The organism is Faecalibacterium sp. I3-3-33 (genome assembly GCF_023347295.1).
In the GTDB taxonomy this organism is placed as follows: domain Bacteria; phylum Bacillota; class Clostridia; order Oscillospirales; family Ruminococcaceae; genus Faecalibacterium.
Map to the genome: position 1 here is coordinate 2576058 of NZ_CP094469.1, position 20768 is coordinate 2596825.

The window sequence follows — 20768 nt, forward strand, 5'->3', positions numbered from 1 at the left end:
CTTCTTTACATGGGGTTTTCTTCTTCGTTGGCCGTCATGCGGTCAGGGTGGGTCAGGGGCAGCTGCTCGGTGTCCGTTTCAGCCGCCGGTTCGGTGGTATCCGTGGGCGTAGCGTCCTCGGTGCTTTCCGTGCTGTCGGCGGTATCCTCGGCCGGGGCGGGTTCCTCGGCCTTGGGCGGCACCACATAGCCGGAGGGCAGGGTGGGCTCGCCCTGTGCAAAATAGATCTTGCGGGTGCTGCTGGCGCTGGTATGGCTGAAGTCCAGCCGCCCGGTGTCGGTGGGGCCGCAGCCCTTGCCATCGGCGTTGGTCAGCACATAGCGGGCGCGGTCCAGCTTATAATCCAGATCGTTCAGCGTACCCAGCAGCACGCTGATGCGGTCCTGATACAAAAAGGCGATCTGCTCGGTGTCTGCCACTTCCAGCCGTGTCACATCCTGCGACAGGCCGTATTCCTCCAGCTTGCTGCGCAGTGTGCGCAGCGCTTCCATGCGGGCAGTCTCGGTGCTCACCGCACTTTCGCTTTCGGCGGCTTCGGAGCCGGAAGCACTTGCCGCGTCTGCGTCGTCCACAAACCAGAAGCCCTGTCCCGGGGTGGTGTCCTGCAGCTTGCCGCCGTACAGGGTGCAAAGCCCCTCGGGCTGGGTGCTTTCCTCAGACAGGATCTTCCATTTGTCCGAGATCACAAGCCACTTACTGCCGTTTTGCACCGCGTAGGCGGGCACAGCCTCGGTCACCTGCACCACCACGGTGTTGGGGTAGTCCCGGATCACCTTGATGGAGCCCAGCAGCGGGAAGTTCTGCTCCAGTACAGCGGCCTTTTCGCCGGGCTCAAAGCTGAAGATGTTCTCTTCCAGCTGCACGCCCATCCGCTGCAAAATGCTGTCTGCGGAGTAGCCCGCGATCTCGGTCACCTGCTTGCCGTCCGGGGTCTGCACCTGAATGGAGTTGATGCGGAACAGCATGGTCATGGTCAGGTAGATGCCTGCGCCAATGACGCACAGCAGCATGGCAAAGGCGGTCAGGCGGCGCAGCATCCGGCGGCGGCGCAGGGTAGCACGGGTCACCTTGCGCTTTTTGCGCTGTTCCCGCCGGGCAGGGCTTTGCTGCGGGGCGCTCTGCGCCGGGCGCAGGCGCTGGCCGCTGCCCGCCGGGTGCTGCCGGTTTGCATTCTGGTAATTCTGGTTTTTCTGGCTGTTCTGCCCGCTGCGGGCATTGTTTGCCGGGCGGCGCTGCTTGCCGCCAGATTTCGCGTTTTTGGGTCTGCTGCCGGAGGGGTGCTGGGTGGTATTGCTCCCCTGCGCCGGGCGGCGGTTCTGGGACTGGGTGGGGAACTGGATGCTGTTATCTGCCCGGGAGGAGCGCACGCTGCCGTTGGCGCTGCGGGAGGGCGGGCGGCTGAGCGGCTCGCCGTTGTAGCCGTAGCGGCTGCTGCCGGTGCTCCGGGGCGTATTATTCTGCGAAGGCGCAGAGGTGCGCGCCACATCCCGGTTCAGATCATAGGGTCTCGTGTTCCGGGGTCTGCCGTTGCGGTCACGGTTCTGCTGCATCATTCGCACCTTCTTTCCTGTTTATTCCACGTCTGCATCACGGGGTCTTGACCAGCTTGAGCAGCGCCGCAGTGATGCGGTCCAGACTGTCGTCCACCGACAGGCTGCGGGCGTTTTTGCCCATCTCGGCCAGCTTGCCGGGCTGTGCCAGCATAGTAGAAACAGTCTGCACCAGCTTTTCGCCGGTCAGGTCTTTTTCTTCGATCACCACAGCCGCCCCGGCCTTTTGCAGCTCCATGGCGTTGTAGTACTGGTGGTTCTCCGCCACGTTGGGGCTGGGGATCAGCACAGCGGCGCGTCCCACGGCTTCCAGCTCGGCCAGCGTCAGCGCACCGGCGCGGCTGATGACGAGGTCTGCCGCTGCCAGCAGCTCCGGCATATTGTTGATGTATTCCTTTACCACAAGGCTGTCACCGGGGGCAAAGTCCTTTTGCTTTTGCAGCTGCTCAAACAGCTGCACCCCGTACTGTCCGGTGGCGTGCAGGTGCAGCACCGGCTTGTGCTCGTGCTGCTCCCATGCGCACAGGTCTGCCACCACCTCATTCACCCGGCGTGCACCCAGACTGCCGCCGAAGGACAGGATGACGGTGCGGTCGCCCGCACCCAGCTGTGCGCGGATGGCTTCGCGGTTCGCGGCCTGTACAAACACCTCCGGCCGCACGGGGTTGCCCACCACAAGGGTCTTGTCCGGTGCGCCCAGCTTTTCCACAGCGGCGGGCACAGCGGCAAACACGATATCCACATCCGGGGCCAGCAGCTTGTTGGTCACACCGGGAAAAGCGTTCTGCTCATGCAAAGCGGTGTGGATGCCCATTTTGGCGGCGCAGCGCACCACCGGGCCGGACACATAGCCGCCGCAGCCGATGACAAGATCCGGCTTTACCTCTTTCATCATGGCCTTGGCCTTGGGCCCGGAGAGGGCCAGATTCCACAGGGTGATGATATTGCGCTTGATGTTGTGCAGGCTGAGCTTGCGCTGGAAGCCGGTGATCTCAATGTGGTGGAAGGGGTAGCCCGCCTGTGTGACCAAACGGTACTCCATGCCCTCCTTACGGCCTGCAAAGTGGATCTCGGCGGTAGGGTCGGCCTTTTTCAGCGCACCGGCAATGGCCAGTGCGGGGTTGATATGTCCGGCAGTGCCGCCGGCTGCGATGAGAACACGCATGGTGATTCCTCCTTATAAACGCCCAGCCTGCGGCCGGGCGGGCTTGCGGTTTGTTTTACTGTTCTGTACGGGCTGCGCGGGCAGAAGCCAAGTCAATAGTCTTGCGGGCAAGCTCTGCTTCCCGCTCGGCGCGGGCGGCTTCCCGCTGGGCACGCATCTGCTCCCGCTGCTGCGCTGCCCGCTCGCCGTTGCGGCCTATGTTCACCATTACGCCCATCTCTGCCAGCAACAGGATCAGACTGGTGCCGCCGGAGGAGAAGAAGGGCAGGCTGATGCCGGTGTTGGGCAGGGTGTTGGTGACCACGGCGATGTTGCAGAACACCTGCCACGCGATCTGCGCCATAATGCCGATGCCTACCATGGTGCAGTACAAATTCTCGGCCTTATAGGCGATGAGCAGCCCCTGCACGATGAACAGCACGAACAGCACGATGATGAGCACTGCGCCAATGAAGCCCAGTTCCTCGCACACCACACTGAAGATGAAGTCGTTGGTGCTTTCCGGCAGCCAGAGCTGCTTTTCCACGCTGTTGCCCAGCCCCAGCCCCTTCAGCCCGCCGGAGCCGATGGCGTAAAGGCTCTGCACGGTCTGGTCGGTCATCTGGCTCAGATCCTGCGTCCAGCCGTCCAGACGCTTTTGCAGGTAAGGGATGGAGTCCACATGGGAGAGCAGGGTCTCCAGCAACGCGCCCGCCGTGATGGCACCCGCCCATGTCAGCACACCGCCGCTGCCGGACAGCAGCAGGATGGTGCCCACCACCGCCACTGTCAGCACGATGCCGGACATGTGCGGCTCCAGCGCCAGCAGGATGACCACCGGTATAAGGGGCAGCACCGGCACTACCAGCTGCTTCCACACCCGCACCCGCAGCCACTCCTGTGGGGTAAGCAGGATGCGGCGCTCCGGGTCCAGCCGCTCCACCTGCGGCGCTTTGGCCGCAAGGTGGGAGCTGAACAGGATCATCTCAAACTTTGCCACCTCCGAGGATTGCAGCGTAAGCCCGCCGAAGCGGATCCAGCGGCGGCAGCCGTTCAGGGGTGCCATGGTCAGGGTGACGGCCAGCATGGCCAGCACGATGATGTACCCCGGCACCACCATCTTGCGCAGGAAACGGTGGTCCATATAGCTCATCAGGAACATACAGCCCAGCCCCAGCATCATGCACAGCGCCTGCTGCTTGATGTAGTGGAAGCTGTCGCCCATGCGCAGGTAGCCGGTGGTGTAGCTGGCGCTGAACAGCATCACCAGTCCAAAGATCATAATAACGGCCAGCGTAGCCAGCCAGTCGATCAGCAGCCGGGACCACGGGCCCGGGTCTCGCTGGAACACCGACACCGGCGCTCTGTGTTTTTTGCGGATAGTCGCCATCTGCGCTCCCTTCCCTCTCTGTGCCCGGTCAGCACCAGCGCAGCAGCGCCAGCGCCAGCACATAGCCGACAGCGCTCAGCGCAAAGCTGTACAGGAACACCGTCTCCGGGCTCATTTTATGCTTTTTTACCCAGCAGCGCAAAGGCTTGCCGGTGCGCTTTGCACACAGCAGCTGCGCTGCCAAAAGACCGCCCGCCGCCCAGAAGGGCAGCGCCAGCGGCACGGTCAGGCTGGTCATATCCAGACACAGCGGAATGCAGCCGATGGCACCCGCCGCCAGCAGGCTGCCGCAGCAGCCCACCCCCAGCCTTGCCGGGGGGAACGCCCACAGCAGCAGTGCCACCAGTGCCCCGGCCAGCGCGGCGGGCAGCACCGCCAGCCCGGAAACGCCCAGACCGGCCTCTGTCATCATCAGCGCCAGCATGGCCACAAAGGCCGCACCGCACACCGTGCCCTCGTCCCGCTCGGCGATGCGGGCGCACTCAGCCAGTGCCACCATGAGCACCGCCCACAAAAAGGGCACGGCGCTGCCCAGCAGCACATACCCCGCCCCGGGCACGCCCAGCCCCCGGGGCAAACAGCCCGCTGCCCGCAGCAGCAAAAGGACAAAGGCCGCGGCCAGTGCTTCCAGCAAAAGCCGCACGTCCCGCCGCAGCCCCAGCGCCGCCGGGCTGCGCATCCGGGCAAGATCTTCTGCAAGACCCACTGCCCCAAAGGCAAGGCTCCCAGCCAGCGCCGTGAGCAGCCGTGTCATCAGCCGGCCCTCGCTGCCCAGCAGCTCCGGCTGGCCTACGCAGGCGGCAAGCCAGCCCACGCCCACCGCAGCCACCGTGCCCGCCGCCGCACACAGCCCGCCCCACAGCGGGGCGCGCAGGGGTGCAGGCCGGGGCTGCTCAGACTGTACCGGCTGCTGTTGTTGTTCGCGGCGTTCCAGCACCCGCCGCAGCGGCACAAACAGGCTGCACAGGGCTGCCGTAAGGGCAAAGCCCAGCACCACCGCCGCTGCCAAGGCGAAACGCTCCATAACTCAGACACTCCATTTCGCCAAATAGTTATACTTCCGCTTCTTTATGCTCTTCATAGAAGATATCCAGCACTTTTTCCAGTGCCATGCCGTGGCTGGCCTTTACCAGAACGGCATCGCCGGGCTGCACCCGGTCCAGCAGAGCATCGGCGGCCTCGCGGTAATTTTCCGCGTGCAGGGTCTTTACCCCCTTGGCGGCAGCCACCACGGCGGTGCGCTTGGCCTGCTCGCCGTAGGTGATCAGGCAGTACAGCCCGCTCTCGGCGGCAAGGCGTCCCAGCTCCTCGTGTGCTTCGCGGCTCATCTCGCCCAGCTCCAGCATATCGCCCAGCAGGGCAAAGCGGCGCTTGCATGGGAAATCTTTAAACATCGCCAGCGCAGCCTTCATGCTGTCCGGGTTTGCGTTGTAGCAGTCCTCGATGACGGTCACGCCCTCGCTGTCCACCACCTTCTGGCGGCGGCCGGTCTGCTCAAAGTTGGAAAGGCCCCGGACGACCCTCTTGGCGTCGCAGCCCAGACGGGTAGCGGCGCAGTAGGCAGCCAAGGCGTTTGCCACATTGTGGCGTCCCATGGCGGGGATGTTCACCACAAAGGTGCCGTGCTCCTGATCCTCCAACACAAAACTCATGCCGTCAGTCTCCTGCCGGATAGACAGGGCGCAGACGTCCGCGTTCTCGTCGCTCAGACTGAACCACACCGGGCGCACATGGGCGGGCAGCGTTGCCTTGCGCAGGAAGGGGTCGTCGTAGTTCAGCACCAGCGGCGCGCCCTCCGGCAGACCGTTGCAGATCTCCAGCTTTGCCTTGCAGATATTCTCCTGACTGCCCAGATTGCCGATGTGGGACACGCCGATGCAGGTAATGATGCCCACATCCGGGCGTGCTGCCCGCACCAGACGGTCGATCTCACCGGCGTGGCTCATGCCCATCTCGATGACTGCGTACTCGGTGCTGCTTTCCAGCCGCATCAGGGTGCGGGGCATTCCCAGCTCGTTGTTCTGGTTGCCCTCAGTCTTGATGGTCTCGCCAAAGCTGCTCAGGGCGGCGTAGGTCATCTGCTTGGTGGTGGTCTTGCCCACGCTGCCGGTCACGCCCACCATCTTGGGGTGGTACTGGCTGCGGTAGTTTGCGCCCATCACCATCATGGCGTGGTAGCTGTCCGGGCAAAGGATGGCCTTTTCCTCCGGCACACCGGGCACGGGATGGTTGACCACCACATACTCCGCGCCCTGCTCCAGCGCACGGGCGGCGAAATCATGGCCGTCGAACCGCTCGCCGGGGAAGGCCACAAAAATGCAGCCGGGCTTTACCTCGCGGCTATCGGTGGTGACCAGCTCCACCTCCGGGTCACTGGTCAGTTTTCCGGCAGGCACCAGCCCTGCCAGAAGCTTGCTTACATGGATCTTTTCCATTGTTCTATCCCCTCTCGTTCTATCTATTATAGGGAACCGCCGCACCGTATTTTGTACAGCGGCCTTTTCGGCGTTTGACGATTAGAAATGGCCTCCGCGCTGCTCTGGCCATTCTCAGCGGAAATCATCTTATAAATTGGGCGATTCCGGGCAGACTGCGGTCTGCCCGGAATCGCATTTTCACGAATGGAGCCGCAGCGGAAAACGCGCTATAAAATCGTTTTTACCCACAGGTCAGAGTAATGATGGTGCCGCGCTGCACGCTGGAGCCGGGCTCATCGCTTTGCGCCTGCACCGTGCCGCTACCTTCCACCACGCAGTTCAGCCCGGCGGCGCTCAGCATCTGGCGGGCAAAGTCCGGGCTCTTGCCTGTCACATCCGGCACCTCGGTGCGGCTGCCCTCGTAGGTATCGGTATACAGGTAGATGGTGGTGCCGTAGGGCACCTTTGCACCCGCGTGGGGGTACTGGTAGGTGACCGGGGCAGCGGACTGGCTGCTCTGGCTCTCCTGCAATTGATGCTTCAAGCCCTGAATGTTCAGGCTCACCTGTGCGTTGCTCCACTCGGTGCCCACAAGGTTCGGCACCGTAACGATGGTGCCGCTGCGGTCCTCGCCGTCGGTGGCGATGCCCAGATAGGGAGCCACCTCGCTGATAATATTGCCCGCCACAGGGGCTGCAAGGATGGAGGAATAGTCCGTCCGGGCGTTGTTGGGGTCGTCCAGCATGACGTAGACCAGAATTTCCGGGTCGTTGGCGGGCAGCACTGCCACAAAGGAGGCCACCTTTTTATAGTCGCCATCGGCGCGGCGGTGCATATTCAGCTGCTCGGAAGTGCCGGACTTGCCGCCGATGCGGTAGCCGGACACATAGGCGTTTTTGCCGCCGCCGGTGCCGTTGCCCACCTCGTACTCCATCATCTCCCGGATGACCTCGCTGGCGCTCTGGCTGATGACCTGACGGCGCACGTTTGCGCCAATCTCCTGAATGACATTGCCGTTGGCATCGGTGATCTTATCCACCACGTGGGGGGTGACCAGATACCCGCCGTTGACAGTGGCTGCAATGGCGGTGCACATCTGCAGCGGGGTGATGGCCATGGCCTGACCGAAGGAGGAGGAAGCCAGCTGCACCTCGCCCAGCTGGTCGGCGCGGTAGTACTGCATAAAGTTGGTCTCGCTGGGCAGGTCCACGCCGGTGCGGGCGGTAAAACCGAAGGCATCGAAGTAGTTATAGAACTGCTGCGAGCCGACATGCTGCCCCAGCTGGATGTAGTAGATGTTGCAGCTCTTGCGCAGCGCCTCGGCCATATTGAGCAGGCCGTGCGCCTTGCGCCCTGCGCAGTGGTAGGTCTCCTTGGCTACGCCGTAAGCGCCGGAGCAGGTAAAGGTGGTGTTCATGGTCGCCACGCCGGAGTCGATGCCCATGGCAGAGGTGATGACCTTGAACACAGAACCCGGGTAGTACAGCTCGGTGATGGTCTTGTTCTTCCACAGGATATCCCGGTAGTAGCCGGAATAGTCCGCTTCTTCGTCCAAGATTTTATTGCCCTGTTCATCGGTGATGTAGTTGCCGTCGGCGTCCTTTTTATAGATGCCGTAAAGTTCCGGCTCTGCGTGCACCAGCTCGTTGAGGTAGGCCTCGTTGGCGGTGTAGTTCAGCGGATCGTTGGGGTCAAAGTCCGGCTTGGAGGCCATGGCAAGGATGGCACCGGTCTTGACGTCCATCACAATGGCGCAGCCGCGGTTTTCCACCGTGTTGGCTGCAATGGCCTCGTTCAGGTACCGCTCTGCGATCTCCTGCACGTTCACATCCAGAGACAGCACCAGATTGGAGCCGTCCTTGGCGGCAAAGGTGGTGGCGTTGGCGTCTGCAATGGCGTTGCCCACCGCGTTGCGCTGGGTGATGGTGCGGCCATCCACACCGGCTAAGGTGGACTGGTAGGATTTTTCCAGTCCGTAGGCGCCGACGCCATCCGCATCCGTAAAGCCCAGCACCGCTGCGGCAAAGGCGCCGTAGGGGTAGTTGCGCTGGAAGCTCTTTTCCGAGGACACCGAGATGCGTCCCTTGCGGGAGGTGTCGGTAGCCTTTTTGTGCGCCTTGTTGAAGCTGGTGACGTATTTTTCAATGGAAAGCTTCACCGCGTTGTTCACCTTGGTGGCAAGGGTGACGTAGGCAGAATCCAGCCGGGAAAGCGCATCGTAGACGGTCTGGTACTGCTGCTGGTACTCTGCCGAGGAGGTGTCCACGCTGTCCATGCTTTCGCCGTCCCCGGAGAGCAGACGCAACGTCAGCTCCCGGCTCACCTCGGCGCACATGGCGGGGTCCAGCGTTTTGGTCACGGTGTCGTCATCGTTGGTCTTGCTGGTATAAAGGATGCTGCTGTAACTGGGGTCTGCCCAGATGGTCCACACCACGCTGGTGGAGGCAAGGGTAATGCCGGAGGCATCGTAGATCTCGCCCCGGGTGGCCTTGATGGTGGTATCCAGCAGCTGCTGCTGGGCGGCGTACTGGCGGTACTCTGCCCCGTGGATGATCTGGATCTTATACAGGCTGCGGATGACGATGGCAGCCGCCACCACCACCGCAAGGATGCCCAGACGGCTGCAAAGCCGCCGCACCCGGCTGTCCAGCCGGTCCCGGCCGGAGGCCGGACGCAGACGGTAGCCCCTGCTTTTTTTGTTACGGAAAGGTTCTTGCATTGGTTCTCTCCTGCGGGGCGTGCACTGCATTCCGCACGCCCTGCGCTGTTATTTGTTCAGACTGCGGTGTCCATAAACCGAAAAAAGCGTGCGCTGCCGCACGCTTTTTCCGTTTATCTCACGGTGCCCAGAATGTTCACCGCGCCGGTGTACAAAAAGTCGGTCCATTGCCGCACGGTGGATTCCCGGCGTACCAGTTCACCACTTTCGCCCAAGCGGATGTAGGTGATCTGGCTGGGGTCTACCTTCATCAGACCCAGCCGCCCTGCGGTCTCCTCCACGCTGGCAATGTTGGTCTTGCTGTTCAGGGTGCTGTTGTAGTAGGTATACTGGCTCTGCTCGCTGACCAGCTGCGCTTTTGTGGCCTGGATCTGGTCGTTCAGCTCCACCAGCTGTGCCTCGCTCCACAGCAGGCTGATGGCAAAGCCCACCAGCAGTGCTGCCGCCACCAGATTCATGGCGTTATGTAAGGCGGCCTGCAGCGGGTTCAACCGCCGCTTGCCGCCCTTTGCTACCCGCAGGTTTGCTTTGCGCTGCGGCTGCGGTGCCCTGCGGCGGCGCGCCGCGTTACGATCGTATGCTGGCTGACCCATGGTTCCTCTCCTCCTCACGATGCCGGTGCTTCCGGCATCTCAGCATTTTTCCAGTACACGCAGGTGAGCAGAACGGCTGCGCCGGTTCTCCTCCAGCTCCTGCGTGTCAGCTTCAATCGGTTTGCGGGTGATAAGCTTTGCCTTTGCCTTGCCGCCGCATACACACACCGGAAACTCCGGCGGGCAGGTACAGGCCGTGGACCAGCGGCGGAACTTGTTCTTGACCAGCCGGTCCTCCAGAGAGTGGAAGGTGATCACGCACAACCGGCCGCCCGGTGCAAGGTGATCAAAAATGGTATCCAGGCCCTCTTCCAGCGCATCCAACTCGTGGTTCACTGCAATGCGCAGTGCCTGAAAGGTGCGGCGGGAGGGGTTCTTGTTCTTGCGGCGCTCTGCCGGGGGCATGGCGCTTGCTACAATGTCTGCCAGCTGCAGGGTGGTCAGGATGGGGGCAGCTTCCCGCGCCTCCACGATCTTTCCTGCGATCTGCCATGCGTAGGGCTCCTCACCGTAGTCCCGCAGGATGCGGGCCAGTTCCTCGCGGCTTTCGGTGTTCACAAGGTCTGCGGCGGTCTCGCCCTGCTGGCTCATGCGCATATCCAGCGGTGCGTCTGCCCGGTAGGAAAAGCCCCGGGCGGCATCGTCCAGCTGGTGGCTGGAAACGCCAAGATCCAGCAGTGCGCCGTTGATCTTTTCAATACCCAGCTGCTCCAGCGCCTGTCCCGCATAGCGGAAGTTGATCTGCACTACGGTGGCAGGCAGCCCGGCAAGGCGGGAGCGCGCGGTCTGCACCGCGTCCGGGTCCTGATCCAGCGAGATGAGCCTGCCGCCCTTGGCGGCGTCCAGCCGCAGGGCGATCTGGCGGGAATGTCCCGCGCCGCCGGCGGTGCCGTCCAGATAGGTGCCCGCCGGGTCGATGGCAAGCCCCGTCAGGCACTCGTTCAGCAAAACAGGGATATGCTCAAACGAGGCCGGGTCAAAGGGCTGCTGTTCTTCAAAGGCCATTGGCACGGCCTCCTTTCTCGGTTTTAGTTTTTTGTATCAGAGGTGCAGCTTGCGCAGCCGCTCGGCGCGCTGGTCGTTGGTCACGGCGGCGCGGCGGGCGTTCCAGACCTCGGTGGCCCAGATCTCGGCGTGGTTGCGGTTGCCGATGATGGTCACGTCCTTTTCCAGTCCGGCGTAGGCGCGCAGCTCGGCGGGCAGCAGGATGCGTCCCTGCTTGTCCGGCGCTACCTCGCAGGCGGTGCTGAACAGATCGCCGGAGATGGCCCAGCTGTCCATCAGCTCGTCGCTTTCCAGCTTGTCCGCCAGCCGCTGGACTTCCTCCATGGGCAGTGCGAACAGGCAGTTGTCCACCCATTCCAGCACCACAAAGCTCTCGCCCATGGCATCGCGGAATTTTGCGGGGAAGTTCAGCCGCCCCTTGGCGTCGATGGTGTAATCATAACGGCCAAAGAACACGCGCTGCTCCCCCTTTCAGGGGCGTTCGCAGGGCGTGTGCCCTACTTTTACCCACTTTGCCCCACCGATACATCTTTATTGTAGCAAATCAGACCCGTGAATGCAAGGGTTTTCGGGCGGCTTTTTGCCGCAAAAATCCACAAAAAAAGTCCCTGTGAGCCGTCATTTTTGCTCGCAGGGACTGTGTTTTCCGCAATGTGTGGAATTTGTGTGGAAAGTTGGCTGTTATCAGCCGTTTTTCTTGGCGTTCTGGCGCAGGCTGTTACGGATGTTTTTGACCTGTGCGGCGTTTTCCACCATGGTGTCCTCGGTGGTGCGCAGCATGTTCTCGCAGTAGTCGGTCACGGTCTGGCGCAGGGTGCGCGCCTCGGTCTGGGCTGCGGAGGTGATCTCAGAAGCGCGCTGCTGGGCGGCCTTGACGATCTCAGCATCGCTGACCAGAATGCGGGCGCGTTCCTCGGCCTTTTTCACAATGGCCTGTGCCTGTGCGTTGGCGCTGTCCACGATCTGCGCCCGGTCGTTCACGATCTGCTGCGCCTGCCGCAGCTCACCGGGCAGAGCCGCCCGCACCTCGTCCAGATAATCCCGGATCTGCTCCACATCCACGATGCGCTTGCCGCCGGAAAGGGGCACATTTGCGCTCTCCTCCAGTGCATCCTCAATGGTATCCAAAAGCTCGTTCACGTTCATAAGGCTTCTCCCTCCTGCTCAGCGGCGGGCTGCATGGGCTTTGTGTACTTCCACAGCAGCACCTTGCCGTATTTATACTGTTTTTGCAGGGTCAGACTGCCCGCCTGCGCGGGCAGCACGATGCCTGTTTCGCTCTCGCACAGCACGATGCCGCCGGGGGCAACGCACTTTTCCACGGCCGGCAGGATCTTTTCCAGCGTGCCGCCGCGGAAGGGCGGGTCCAGCAGCACCAGATCGAACTGCTCCCGGCAAGCCGACAGAAAACGCGCAGCCTCGCCGATATTCACTCGGCTGCGGTCGAACACGCCGCAGGCCTTGCAGTTGCGCATCACGATGCTTACGGCCTCCCGGTTCTCGTCCAGAAAGACGCACCGGGCCGCACCCCGGCTCAGCGCCTCGATGCCCAGCTGGCCGCTGCCGGCATACAGATCCAGCACCCGGGCCCCGGGCAGGTCGAACTGTACGATGCTGAACATCGCCTCCTTTACCTGCGAGAGGGTGGGGCGGGTCACATCGGTGCCGGGCAGTGCTTCCAGCCTGCGGCCCCGGGCTTCTCCTGCGATCACGCGCATGATGTTACCTCCTTGCCGTAGCTGCCGCCCCCGCGGCAGCCGGTTTGAACTCTTTCGTATCCTTTATTATCTCCCAACTGCATAGCATTGTCAAGAGCCCGCATTGCGCTGCGGACGGCTTTGTGCTACAATCATAGCAGCAATATTGCGCATTTTACGGCGCATTTCAGCAAAGGAGAGTATACAGCATGAAAGTTCTGCTCATCAACGGCAGCCCCCACGAGAAGGGCTGCACCTACACCGCCCTTTCCCTTATTGCCGGGGAGCTGAAGGCACAGGGTATCGAGACCGAGATCCTGCACGTCGGCGGTCAGCCCGTGGGCGGCTGCATCGGCTGCGGCGGCTGCCGCAGCGGCAGCGGGTGCGTATTCGGCGGCGTGGTCAACGAGGCCATCGAGAAGGCCAAGACCGCCGACGCCTTTGTGTTCGGCAGTCCGGTGCACTACGCCTCTGCTGCGGGCAACATGGCCAGCTTTATGGACCGTCTGGCCTACGCGGGCGGCAAGTATCTGGCCTACAAGCCCGCCGCCGTCTGCTGCTCTGCCCGCCGCGCCGGCACCACCTCCACCCTTGACCAGCTGGTCAAATACCCCCAGTTCTTCCAGATGCCGCTGGTCAACGGCTCCTACTGGGCCATGGTGCACGGCTCCAACCCCGAGCAGGTGCTGCAGGACGCCGAGGGCTGCGCCGTGATGCAGGAACTGGGCCGCAACATGGCATGGCTGCTGCACTGCATCGAGGCCGGTAAGGCTGCCGGTATCGACCATCCGCAGAACCCGCCCCGCCCCATGACCAGCTTTATCCGCTAAAAAACGCACAAAAGACCGGAACTGCTCTGCCCCTAAAAGGCAAGGCCGTTCCGGTCTTTTTATTGGGTCTGCTTTTCTGTTACGCGCAGCTTATGCCGCCACGTTCAGATTTGCGTCGGGTGCCTTGAAGTCCACCGTGCGCGTCACAGGCTGGCCGCTGGCGTCCGTCCACTGCACACGCAGGGTATAGCCGCCGCGCTTTACCTTGACGGTAAAGTGGCCGTTTGCGTCCGTCACGGTTTCTGCCTTGACGGCATCACCCTTCAGCACCTGTACGGTGGTATTTGCCACAGGCTGGTCGGCCAGCTTCACGGTGCCTTCCACCTTGACCGGCATCAGCAGCACCACACCGGCTACCGCCGCCACAGCTGCCACGCCGCCGATCAGGATAATGGCCGCGCCGCCGCCGTCACCGCCGGAAGAGGGCTCGTCCCCGCCGGGCTGGCCGGGTTCGACCGTTGCATCATCCTGTGCGCAGGCGACCACATAGGTCATCTCTGCTGCGTCTGCTGCCGTAATAAACGGCACAGTCAGCTCGCCATCGGCATCTGCCGTGATCTGGTTGATGTAGATCAGGTTGTCCGCATTCAGCGGGTCGCTGCCGGAGCGGCTGACAAGCACCACATACTCCTTGCCTGCCTTGGCATTCGCAAAGGCAGCCTGGAACTTGCTGTCTGAAGTGGAAGCCGTACCGGTGGTGATGGAGTTTTCCGTATTGGGGACAATGTCGCCATCGGTGCAGTGGATGGTGGCAACATACGGGAATTTTTTGCAGACATTCGGATTCGCATTCCACTGTGCCATGGTTCCCCGATAAATGACCGTTTTCAAGCTTTTACAATTAAGGAACACATAATCTCCAATAATAGTCGTCAGATTTTCCGGCAAGGAAATCTCTGCCAGAGCTGTGCAGTCTTCAAAGGTTCGTTCATTGAGGGTTGTCACACCATCCGGGATGATAATGCTCTGCAACTTTTCGCATCCATAGAATGCATACTCTTCGATTTCTGTCAAGCCTGCCGGAAGATCTACTTTCCGCAGTTCTCTGCAATATTCAAATGTAGCCTCCATGATTTTGGTCACGCCTGCCGGAATTGCAATCTCCTTAATGGGACACCCCGCAAACGCAAATCTTTCGATTTCCGTCACACCTGCCGGGATCTTAATTTCCGTCAGTTTATCACAGCCCGAAAATGCAGCAGAGACAATTTTCTGCAGCGTATCCGGAAGTTCAAGGTTTTCCAGATTGATGCACTCTTGGAACGCGCCGTCTTCAATTGCCGTCACACCGGGCTGAATCACAGCGCTTTGCAGATTCGTGCACTTCATAAACGTCCGATCATTAATGACCTGCACACCGCCCGGAATGGTAATGCTTTCCAGACTGCTGCAGTCCACGAACGCGCAGAAGCCAAGTTCTTTCAAGCCTGCCGGAAGATTGATGCTCTTCAGCTTTGTACAACTATCGAAAGCCCACCAGTCAATTTTGCTCACACTATCCGGCAGCGAAATACTTTCCAGATTTGTGCAGTCCTTAAAAGCACCCTTGCCGATCTCCGTTACTTTTCCCTGAATAGAAACTTCCGTCAGGCTTGAGCAGCCCATAAACATCCAATCTCCAATGCTGGTGACACCGTTGGGAATCGTCACACTCTTCAGGCTCTTGCAATTCCAGAATGCATACCATCCCAGAGTCTTCAGACTGCTCGGCAGCAAAATGCTTTCCAGATTTTCGCAGCCCTCGAAAACATTATCGTCGATCTTCTGAACACCGGCAGCAACCGTCACCTCCGTCAGGCTCTTGCAGTTCTTGAAAGCTTCCATGTTAACGGTCGTCACGCCAGACGGAATTGCCACACTGGTCAATGCCGTACACTCGGCAAATGCGCTTGTGCCGATGGCGGTCAGGCTGCTCGGAAGGGTGACGCCATCCAGATTGCTGCAACCATAGAACGCACTGGTTCCAATGGTTCTGAGCGTTTCCGGCAGAGAAATCGTGGTCAGGTTCGTGCAGTCCATAAAAGCTTTAGCGCTGATACTGGTCGCGCCCTTGCCGACCACTACCTTTACGATTTGCTCCTTGGGCCACGTCGGGTCTGCATCCATATTGCCTGTACCTGTGATACGGAGCGTTCCATCTTCCGAAAGGATCCAGTTCAGGCTTTTGCCACAGGTACCGGAGCTTAGGAGCGTACCATCCGTACAGTGGATCTTGGCCCCCATAATACTTTCGTTGCCCTTTCCTGCATCGAGCTTCAGCCATTGTCTCATGGTATCGTTCAGGCAGTATACATCCGTGATGGATGTGCAGCCCTTGAACGCGTTATCGTAGAATCCTGCAATATGATGGTTGAACGTCACCTTGGTCAGATTCGTGCAGTCCTCAAAGGCACACTTTTCGATCAGGGTAATCATATCACCTGCGATCACGATTTCCTTGATTTTATCCCGGGAGTCGTTCCACGGTGCATCCTCTTTTTTGCTGTAGAAGCCCATCTTTTCTACCGTCAGCACGCCGTTTTTCAGCGTCCAGACATCGTACACCGGGGTATCGGGCGTATCGGGATCCGGATTGGGTGTGACCGTTCCGGCTTTCGTTTTCAGCACAAGGGTCGTCGGCTTTTTCTCGAGTGTCACTTGGCCGCTGTACTCCTTGTCCTCTCCGTTCTGATTTACCACAGCCACCAACTCATGCCAGCCCGGTTTCAGGTACGCATCGAACGTACCATTTGCATCAGTCGTGCCTAGTTTGGTCGTCGTGGGATGGAGCGCATTACTCGTGTAATCTCTCTCGTAGATGGTGATGCCCGCCTTGCTGATGCCGTCCAGCTGCGTTCGCACTCGATAACTCAAATGTGGGCAATGATCGGCACCGAACTCGTCGTAATCCAACGACCAGTAGAAGTCGCCGAGCTTGATATCCAAAAACTTGAGTTCTGCCGGGATCGTGCCCTTGGTTAGATCCTTCTTCCAGATGATAAGCGAGATCGTAAGTTTACCGACCACAGACATGGAAATATCAAAGCAAATCGCACAGTCATGTTTTATGCCATCGCCCGGATCAGAGAGTTTCAATGTGACCTGTCCGCCGCCCTTGAGTTTGCACTCCATGTGCAGCTTGTCCAGAGCATCAATCTTCGGGCCTATTTCCACACCAACAAAGATCTGGATTTCCACCGACGTACTGGTGCCATTTTCCTTGACGGGTTCTACGCTGCCCTTACCCGGTTCGCTTCGATCTTCATAACCATCCGGCAAGGTGTTGGAATAATAGAACTCTGTATACTGTGAATATTGGAATTTAAAGGAAAACTTTGCTGTAACTTCCACCACAAAATTCGGGGTGATTTCCGCTTCAACGCCAAGTTTTTGCAGCCCTTTCGGGGTATGGAGCAAGCCAAGCGGGAACTTGGTCGTAACTGCACCGCTCACAGAAACCGATCCCGAAAGATTGACATCGTCCGACAGTAAAGCATACTGACGGCCTGCCGAAATAAAATAAGCAAAGTCCATGTTGACGTTCAGCGACAGTGTACCGGTCACCTTAGCAGTAAGTGAGCCAGCTGCATCGCTCTTGCCGCTTCCATCAACCTTGAAATCATGGACGTTCGTATCTACAATGGGGATCGTATCCGTAATGCCGCCATCCTCAATGTGTACCTTGTTCGTCTGATCCGTCGTATCTTCATGTACACCCAGATATTCTACGGCTGGGTCCATGCCCTCGTTGCTATGGATAAATTCACCGGAACCTGCTGATTCCTCAAGTTTCAGCACATCGAACACATCGGTCAGTTCCAGATCATCATCACCTTGGATCGTCACCCGATCGTCCTCAACCTCAATGCTCTTCACCCGGACGATCAGCAACTGACCCGGTTCATACTCATAGGTCAGGATTCTGCCCGGCTGCAGGCTGCGGATGCTTTCATCCGGGTTTCTGATGATGTACTCCAGGCCGTCATCGTCTGCTTCAATGACCTGATTCCGGTCATCTGTATTGTTTTCATAAGTCACCAGCGTGGTATTGTCGTTCACCACCGCAAAGTTCGTCGTGGTATCCTGATTGTCCAGTTGGATGACACGATCTTCCGGGAACTTATCTGCCGTTGCATTTTCCAGATCCTTGATAGCCTCATTGTTGGACTGATCCGTGTAGACCGGGCTCAGCGGTTCGTGGCTTTCCTGAGCCAGTAGAAACGCCTTTACCGTGTAATACTCCGGGAGCTCGCCCTGAATTGTCACCGATGCCGACGTATCATCGCTAAACACCTTCACAGTACCGCTGGCCACCATCTCTTCGGCAGTGCTGTCTGTGTAGACTGCCACCACCAAATCGGCCGCACTCTCCGTCACAAACGTCACTTTCGCCGTGCTGCCGTCCATCTTCAATTTGGTAACACGGCTGGTGCTGCCGCTGGACGCTCCGTTTTGTTCCTCGATGCCGTTCACCAGCAGCTTGCCCAAGCTGTTCGTACCCGTCACCGACATTTCAGAAGTTGCTTTCTGTTGTGTCTGCTCCTGTTCCGTTTGGGCATAGGCTGTCTGCAAAAACGGGTCGGATGCGATGGCTCTCGCCGTTTCCTCGTCCAGCTGGGGCGAGGAGGTCTCGTTGGTTTCTTCCACTGCAACAATGGATGCCGCATCGCTGTCCGCAGCCGCAAAAGCCGCCATGGGCGCAATGTTCAGCGCCATTGCCAGTGTCAGAAACACCGCAAGGATTCGTTTCATTGTTCATAATTCCTTTCTATTTTATTTGCACCGGAAGCATACCCTATACTTCTGTTTTTTATTGTACCGCTTTTCGCGGTATTTTCAGCCCTTTTTTCCCTTTTTCTGCCCATCCGATTCTTTTTTGGATGGTTGCACAATTTTCACCCGGCATTTATTGGGCAACCTGTCATCGGCAGCTTCCGCGCACTGCAAAATTTCTGCTGTTCCGGCACAAAAGGGGCGTGAATGCTTTTTTCGTTCATAACTTTGTGATACCATACCTCTATAAGCTTATCACTCAGACGGAGATCCTGCTATGGAACACTACGATTGGAACGAGGGCTGGCTGTTCGCCCCCACCTTTGACCCGGCGCTGGTGCGCCCGGAGTGCCCGGAGCTTTCCCTTACCCCGGTGCGGCTGCCCCACACGGTCAAGCCCCTGCCCTATAACTATTGCAGCGAGAACGACTACCAGCGCCTGTGCGGCTACCGGCGGGAGTTTTTTGCGCCCAAGGAGTGGCTGGGCCGCACCGTGCTGCTTACCTTTGGGGCGGTGGCGCACGACGCCACCGTGTTCTGCAACGGGCGACGGGTGTTCCACCATGGCTGCGGCTACACCGCCTTTACGGTGGACCTGACCGGCGCGCTGCGTCTGGGACAGAAAAACGTGGTGGCTGTGCGCTGCGACAGCCGGGAGGATCTGAACATCCCGCCCTTCGGCGGGCAGCTGGATGCGCTGACCTACGGCGGCATCTACCGCGCCGTCAGTCTGGATATCAAGGAGCCCGCCTATCTGCGGGACGTGTTTATTGAAGCAAAGGCGGAGGGTGATTTCCGCATCTACACCGCCACCGTGGGCGAGACCATCGGCTGCACCCTACAGGCCGAGATCCGCAGCCCCGCCGGGAGCCGGGCGGTGTACAGCGGTGAGCTTTCCCTGCCCATCACCGGCACGCTGAACAACGTGCACCCGTGGAGCCTGGAGCACCCTACCCTGTACACCCTGACCGTGCGGCTCATCCGCCCCGGCACCGGCGGTCTGCCCGACCGGGTGCTGGACGAAAAGACCGTGCGGTTCGGCTTCCGCACCGTGCAGTTCGTGGCGGGCGGGCTGTACCTGAACGGGCAGCGGGTGGAGTTGCGCGGTCTTGACCGGCACCAGAGTTACCCCTATCAGGGCTACGCCATGCCGGACAGCATCCAGCGGCTGGACGCTCAGCTGCTGAAAAAGGAGCTGGGCTGCAACGCCGTGCGCACCTGCTATGCGCCCCCCAGCCCGGCGTTTCTGGACGCCTGCGATGAGCTGGGTCTGCTGGTATTTATCGAGATGCCCGGCTGGCAGCACATCGGTGACGAAGTGTGGCAGGCGCAGGCGCTGCAGAACTGCCGGGAGATGGTGTGCCAGTACCGCAACCATCCCAGCATCTTTTTGTGGGGTGCCCGCATCTGCGGCAGCCCTGACAACGAAGCTTTTTACAAGCGCACCAACGAAGCCATCCACCGACTGGACCCCACCCGCCCCACGGCGGGCACCCGCAGCACCCGCAAAAGCCAACTGCTGGAGGACGTTTACGCCTACAACGATTATTCCTACGCCGGGCGCGGCGCGGGCTGCGAGAACCGCGCCGCCGTGACCCCCGACACCCGCAAGGGCTACCTCATCAGCGAATTCGGCGGGCAGAACTTCCCTGCCAAGCCCTTTGACGACGAACCCCACCGTCTGGTACAGGCGCTGCACCACGCCGCCGTGCTGAACGACAGCATCGCCCAGCCGGGCGTGGCGGGCAGCTTTGGCTGGTGCATGACCGACTACAACACCCACCGGGAGTTTGGCAGCGGCGACCGCATCTGCTACCACGGTGTGATGGACCTGTTCCGCAACCCGAAACTCTCCGCCGCCGTCTATGCCAGTCAGAAAACGCCCCGCGCCCCCTCCGACATCGTGCTGGAGGTCTCCTCTGCCATGACGCTGGGCGACCTGCCCGGCGGCGCAGCCGCCGCCTGCTGGGTGTTCACCAACGCCGAGAGCGTGCGGCTGTACCGCGGCAATGACTTTGTGGCCGAGTTTACCCCCGACCGCCGAGGACGCTTTGCCGCCCTGCCCCACCCGCCCATCGAGATCAACGATTTTGTGGGCTCGCTGCTGGAAAAGTACGAGGGCATGGATCACACCACCAGTGCGCAGGTCGCTGCCATTCTTAACGAGCTGCGGCGGGACGCCATGGTGCTTTCGCCCCTTTCCAAGGCGCGGATGCTCTCGCTGCGGCTGAGCTGGAACGAGCTGCTGCGAATGTACTACAAATACATCGGTGTGCTGGGCAGCTCCGCGCCGGTGTACCGGTTCGAGGCGGTGTGGCATGGCCGCGCCGTGCGCACTGTGGTGCGGGAGCCGGTGCAGAGCGTCCGGCTGGAATGCACCGTGCATAACCCCCTGCTGACCGATGGCCCCACATGGGATTGTGCTGCGGTCAGCCTGCGCGCCATCGACCAGAACGGCAACCTGCTGCCCTACTGCGGCGAGGCCGTCTGCCTGTCCGTGGAGGGGCCGCTGAAAATTCTGGGCCCCAGCGTGGTGCCCCTGCGGGGCGGCATGGCGGGCACCTACCTTGCCACCACCGGCGAGGCCGGACGCGCCGTGCTGCACTGCCGCATGGAGGGCGCGCTGGACACCGAAGCGGTGCTCACTGTGCGCTGCCGGTAATTTTTTGCA

General features: G+C 60.4%; 14 protein-coding genes. 2 read left to right on the forward strand and 12 right to left on the reverse strand.

Going from position 1 to position 20768, the window contains the following annotated elements; translation table 11 throughout:
- Positions 1-5: 5 nt before the first annotated feature.
- The 11 genes from MTP39_RS12155 to rsmD all read right to left on the reverse strand — a co-directional run bounded on the left by MTP39_RS12155 (position 6) and on the right by rsmD (position 12536).
- Positions 6-1553, reverse strand: a complete 1548-nt coding sequence (locus tag MTP39_RS12155) for a cell division protein FtsQ/DivIB (RefSeq protein ID WP_249240717.1) — start codon at positions 1551-1553, stop codon at positions 6-8.
- Positions 1554-1587: 34 nt separating this feature from the next.
- Positions 1588-2715, reverse strand: coding sequence for an undecaprenyldiphospho-muramoylpentapeptide beta-N-acetylglucosaminyltransferase (gene murG, locus MTP39_RS12160; protein ID WP_249240718.1), 1128 nt, complete (start codon positions 2713-2715; stop codon positions 1588-1590).
- A 55-nt stretch (positions 2716-2770) separates the two neighbouring features.
- The gene (locus MTP39_RS12165; RefSeq protein ID WP_249240719.1) at positions 2771-4084 is read right to left on the reverse strand and encodes an FtsW/RodA/SpoVE family cell cycle protein; all 1314 of its coding nucleotides are present in this window, start codon (positions 4082-4084) and stop codon (positions 2771-2773) included.
- Positions 4085-4112: 28 nt separating this feature from the next.
- On the reverse strand, positions 4113-5108 hold the full coding sequence (locus MTP39_RS12170; RefSeq protein ID WP_249240720.1) for a glycosyl transferase family 4: 996 nt from the start codon (positions 5106-5108) through the stop codon (positions 4113-4115).
- A 28-nt stretch (positions 5109-5136) separates the two neighbouring features.
- The gene (locus MTP39_RS12175) at positions 5137-6519 is read right to left on the reverse strand and encodes a UDP-N-acetylmuramoyl-tripeptide--D-alanyl-D-alanine ligase (protein ID WP_249240721.1); all 1383 of its coding nucleotides are present in this window, start codon (positions 6517-6519) and stop codon (positions 5137-5139) included.
- A 223-nt stretch (positions 6520-6742) separates the two neighbouring features.
- A complete protein-coding gene (locus MTP39_RS12180; RefSeq protein ID WP_249240722.1) occupies positions 6743-9220 on the reverse strand; it encodes a PASTA domain-containing penicillin-binding protein in 2478 nt (825 codons plus the stop codon).
- A gap of 113 nt (positions 9221-9333) precedes the next feature.
- A complete protein-coding gene (locus MTP39_RS12185; protein ID WP_249240723.1) occupies positions 9334-9813 on the reverse strand; it encodes a cell division protein FtsL in 480 nt (159 codons plus the stop codon).
- 39 nt (positions 9814-9852) lie between these two features.
- Positions 9853-10818 (reverse strand): 16S rRNA (cytosine(1402)-N(4))-methyltransferase RsmH, encoded by a 966-nt coding sequence (gene rsmH / locus MTP39_RS12190; protein WP_249240724.1) that lies wholly within the window; start codon positions 10816-10818, stop codon positions 9853-9855.
- Positions 10819-10854: 36 nt separating this feature from the next.
- Positions 10855-11274, reverse strand: coding sequence for a division/cell wall cluster transcriptional repressor MraZ (mraZ, locus tag MTP39_RS12195; RefSeq protein WP_249240725.1), 420 nt, complete (start codon positions 11272-11274; stop codon positions 10855-10857).
- A 228-nt stretch (positions 11275-11502) separates the two neighbouring features.
- On the reverse strand, positions 11503-11964 hold the full coding sequence (locus tag MTP39_RS12200) for a hypothetical protein (RefSeq protein WP_005921047.1): 462 nt from the start codon (positions 11962-11964) through the stop codon (positions 11503-11505).
- Complete coding sequence (gene rsmD / locus MTP39_RS12205; protein WP_097778484.1) at positions 11961-12536, reverse strand: 16S rRNA (guanine(966)-N(2))-methyltransferase RsmD; 576 nt, start codon at positions 12534-12536, stop codon at positions 11961-11963. Before rsmD ends, MTP39_RS12200 begins: the two co-directional genes overlap by 4 nt.
- Before the next feature lie 188 nt (positions 12537-12724).
- On the opposite strand from rsmD, the gene MTP39_RS12210 reads away from it, so the two are divergent.
- Positions 12725-13345 carry a flavodoxin family protein gene (locus MTP39_RS12210; RefSeq protein WP_249240726.1) on the forward strand — a complete coding sequence of 207 codons (621 nt, stop codon included), beginning with the start codon at positions 12725-12727 and terminating at the stop codon, positions 13343-13345.
- Positions 13346-13435: 90 nt separating this feature from the next.
- On the opposite strand, the gene MTP39_RS12215 is transcribed toward MTP39_RS12210, so the two are convergent.
- The gene (locus tag MTP39_RS12215; RefSeq protein ID WP_249240727.1) at positions 13436-18076 is read right to left on the reverse strand and encodes a leucine-rich repeat protein; all 4641 of its coding nucleotides are present in this window, start codon (positions 18074-18076) and stop codon (positions 13436-13438) included.
- Between the two features lie 298 nt (positions 18077-18374).
- On the opposite strand from MTP39_RS12215, the gene MTP39_RS12220 reads away from it, so the two are divergent.
- Complete coding sequence (locus MTP39_RS12220) at positions 18375-20759, forward strand: glycoside hydrolase family 2 protein (protein WP_249240728.1); 2385 nt, start codon at positions 18375-18377, stop codon at positions 20757-20759.
- The last annotated feature ends 9 nt before the right edge of the window (positions 20760-20768 follow it).

What these genes read in the sequence shown, in the direction of transcription:
- MTP39_RS12155 (WP_249240717.1), bottom strand. Translation starts at nt 1,553, where the DNA reads ATGATGCAGCAGAACCGTGACCGCAACGGCAGACCCCGGAACACGAGA.
- murG (WP_249240718.1), bottom strand. Translation starts at nt 2,715, where the DNA reads ATGCGTGTTCTCATCGCAGCCGGCGGCACTGCCGGACATATCAACCCC.
- MTP39_RS12165 (WP_249240719.1), bottom strand. Translation starts at nt 4,084, where the DNA reads ATGGCGACTATCCGCAAAAAACACAGAGCGCCGGTGTCGGTGTTCCAG.
- MTP39_RS12170 (WP_249240720.1), bottom strand. Translation starts at nt 5,108, where the DNA reads ATGGAGCGTTTCGCCTTGGCAGCGGCGGTGGTGCTGGGCTTTGCCCTT.
- MTP39_RS12175 (WP_249240721.1), bottom strand. Translation starts at nt 6,519, where the DNA reads ATGGAAAAGATCCATGTAAGCAAGCTTCTGGCAGGGCTGGTGCCTGCC.
- MTP39_RS12180 (WP_249240722.1), bottom strand. Translation starts at nt 9,220, where the DNA reads ATGCAAGAACCTTTCCGTAACAAAAAAAGCAGGGGCTACCGTCTGCGT.
- MTP39_RS12185 (WP_249240723.1), bottom strand. Translation starts at nt 9,813, where the DNA reads ATGGGTCAGCCAGCATACGATCGTAACGCGGCGCGCCGCCGCAGGGCA.
- rsmH (WP_249240724.1), bottom strand. Translation starts at nt 10,818, where the DNA reads ATGGCCTTTGAAGAACAGCAGCCCTTTGACCCGGCCTCGTTTGAGCAT.
- MTP39_RS12200 (WP_005921047.1), bottom strand. Translation starts at nt 11,964, where the DNA reads ATGAACGTGAACGAGCTTTTGGATACCATTGAGGATGCACTGGAGGAG.
- rsmD (WP_097778484.1), bottom strand. Translation starts at nt 12,536, where the DNA reads ATGCGCGTGATCGCAGGAGAAGCCCGGGGCCGCAGGCTGGAAGCACTG.
- MTP39_RS12210 (WP_249240726.1), top strand. Translation starts at nt 12,725, where the DNA reads ATGAAAGTTCTGCTCATCAACGGCAGCCCCCACGAGAAGGGCTGCACC.
- MTP39_RS12215 (WP_249240727.1), bottom strand. Translation starts at nt 18,076, where the DNA reads ATGAAACGAATCCTTGCGGTGTTTCTGACACTGGCAATGGCGCTGAAC.
- MTP39_RS12220 (WP_249240728.1), top strand. Translation starts at nt 18,375, where the DNA reads ATGGAACACTACGATTGGAACGAGGGCTGGCTGTTCGCCCCCACCTTT.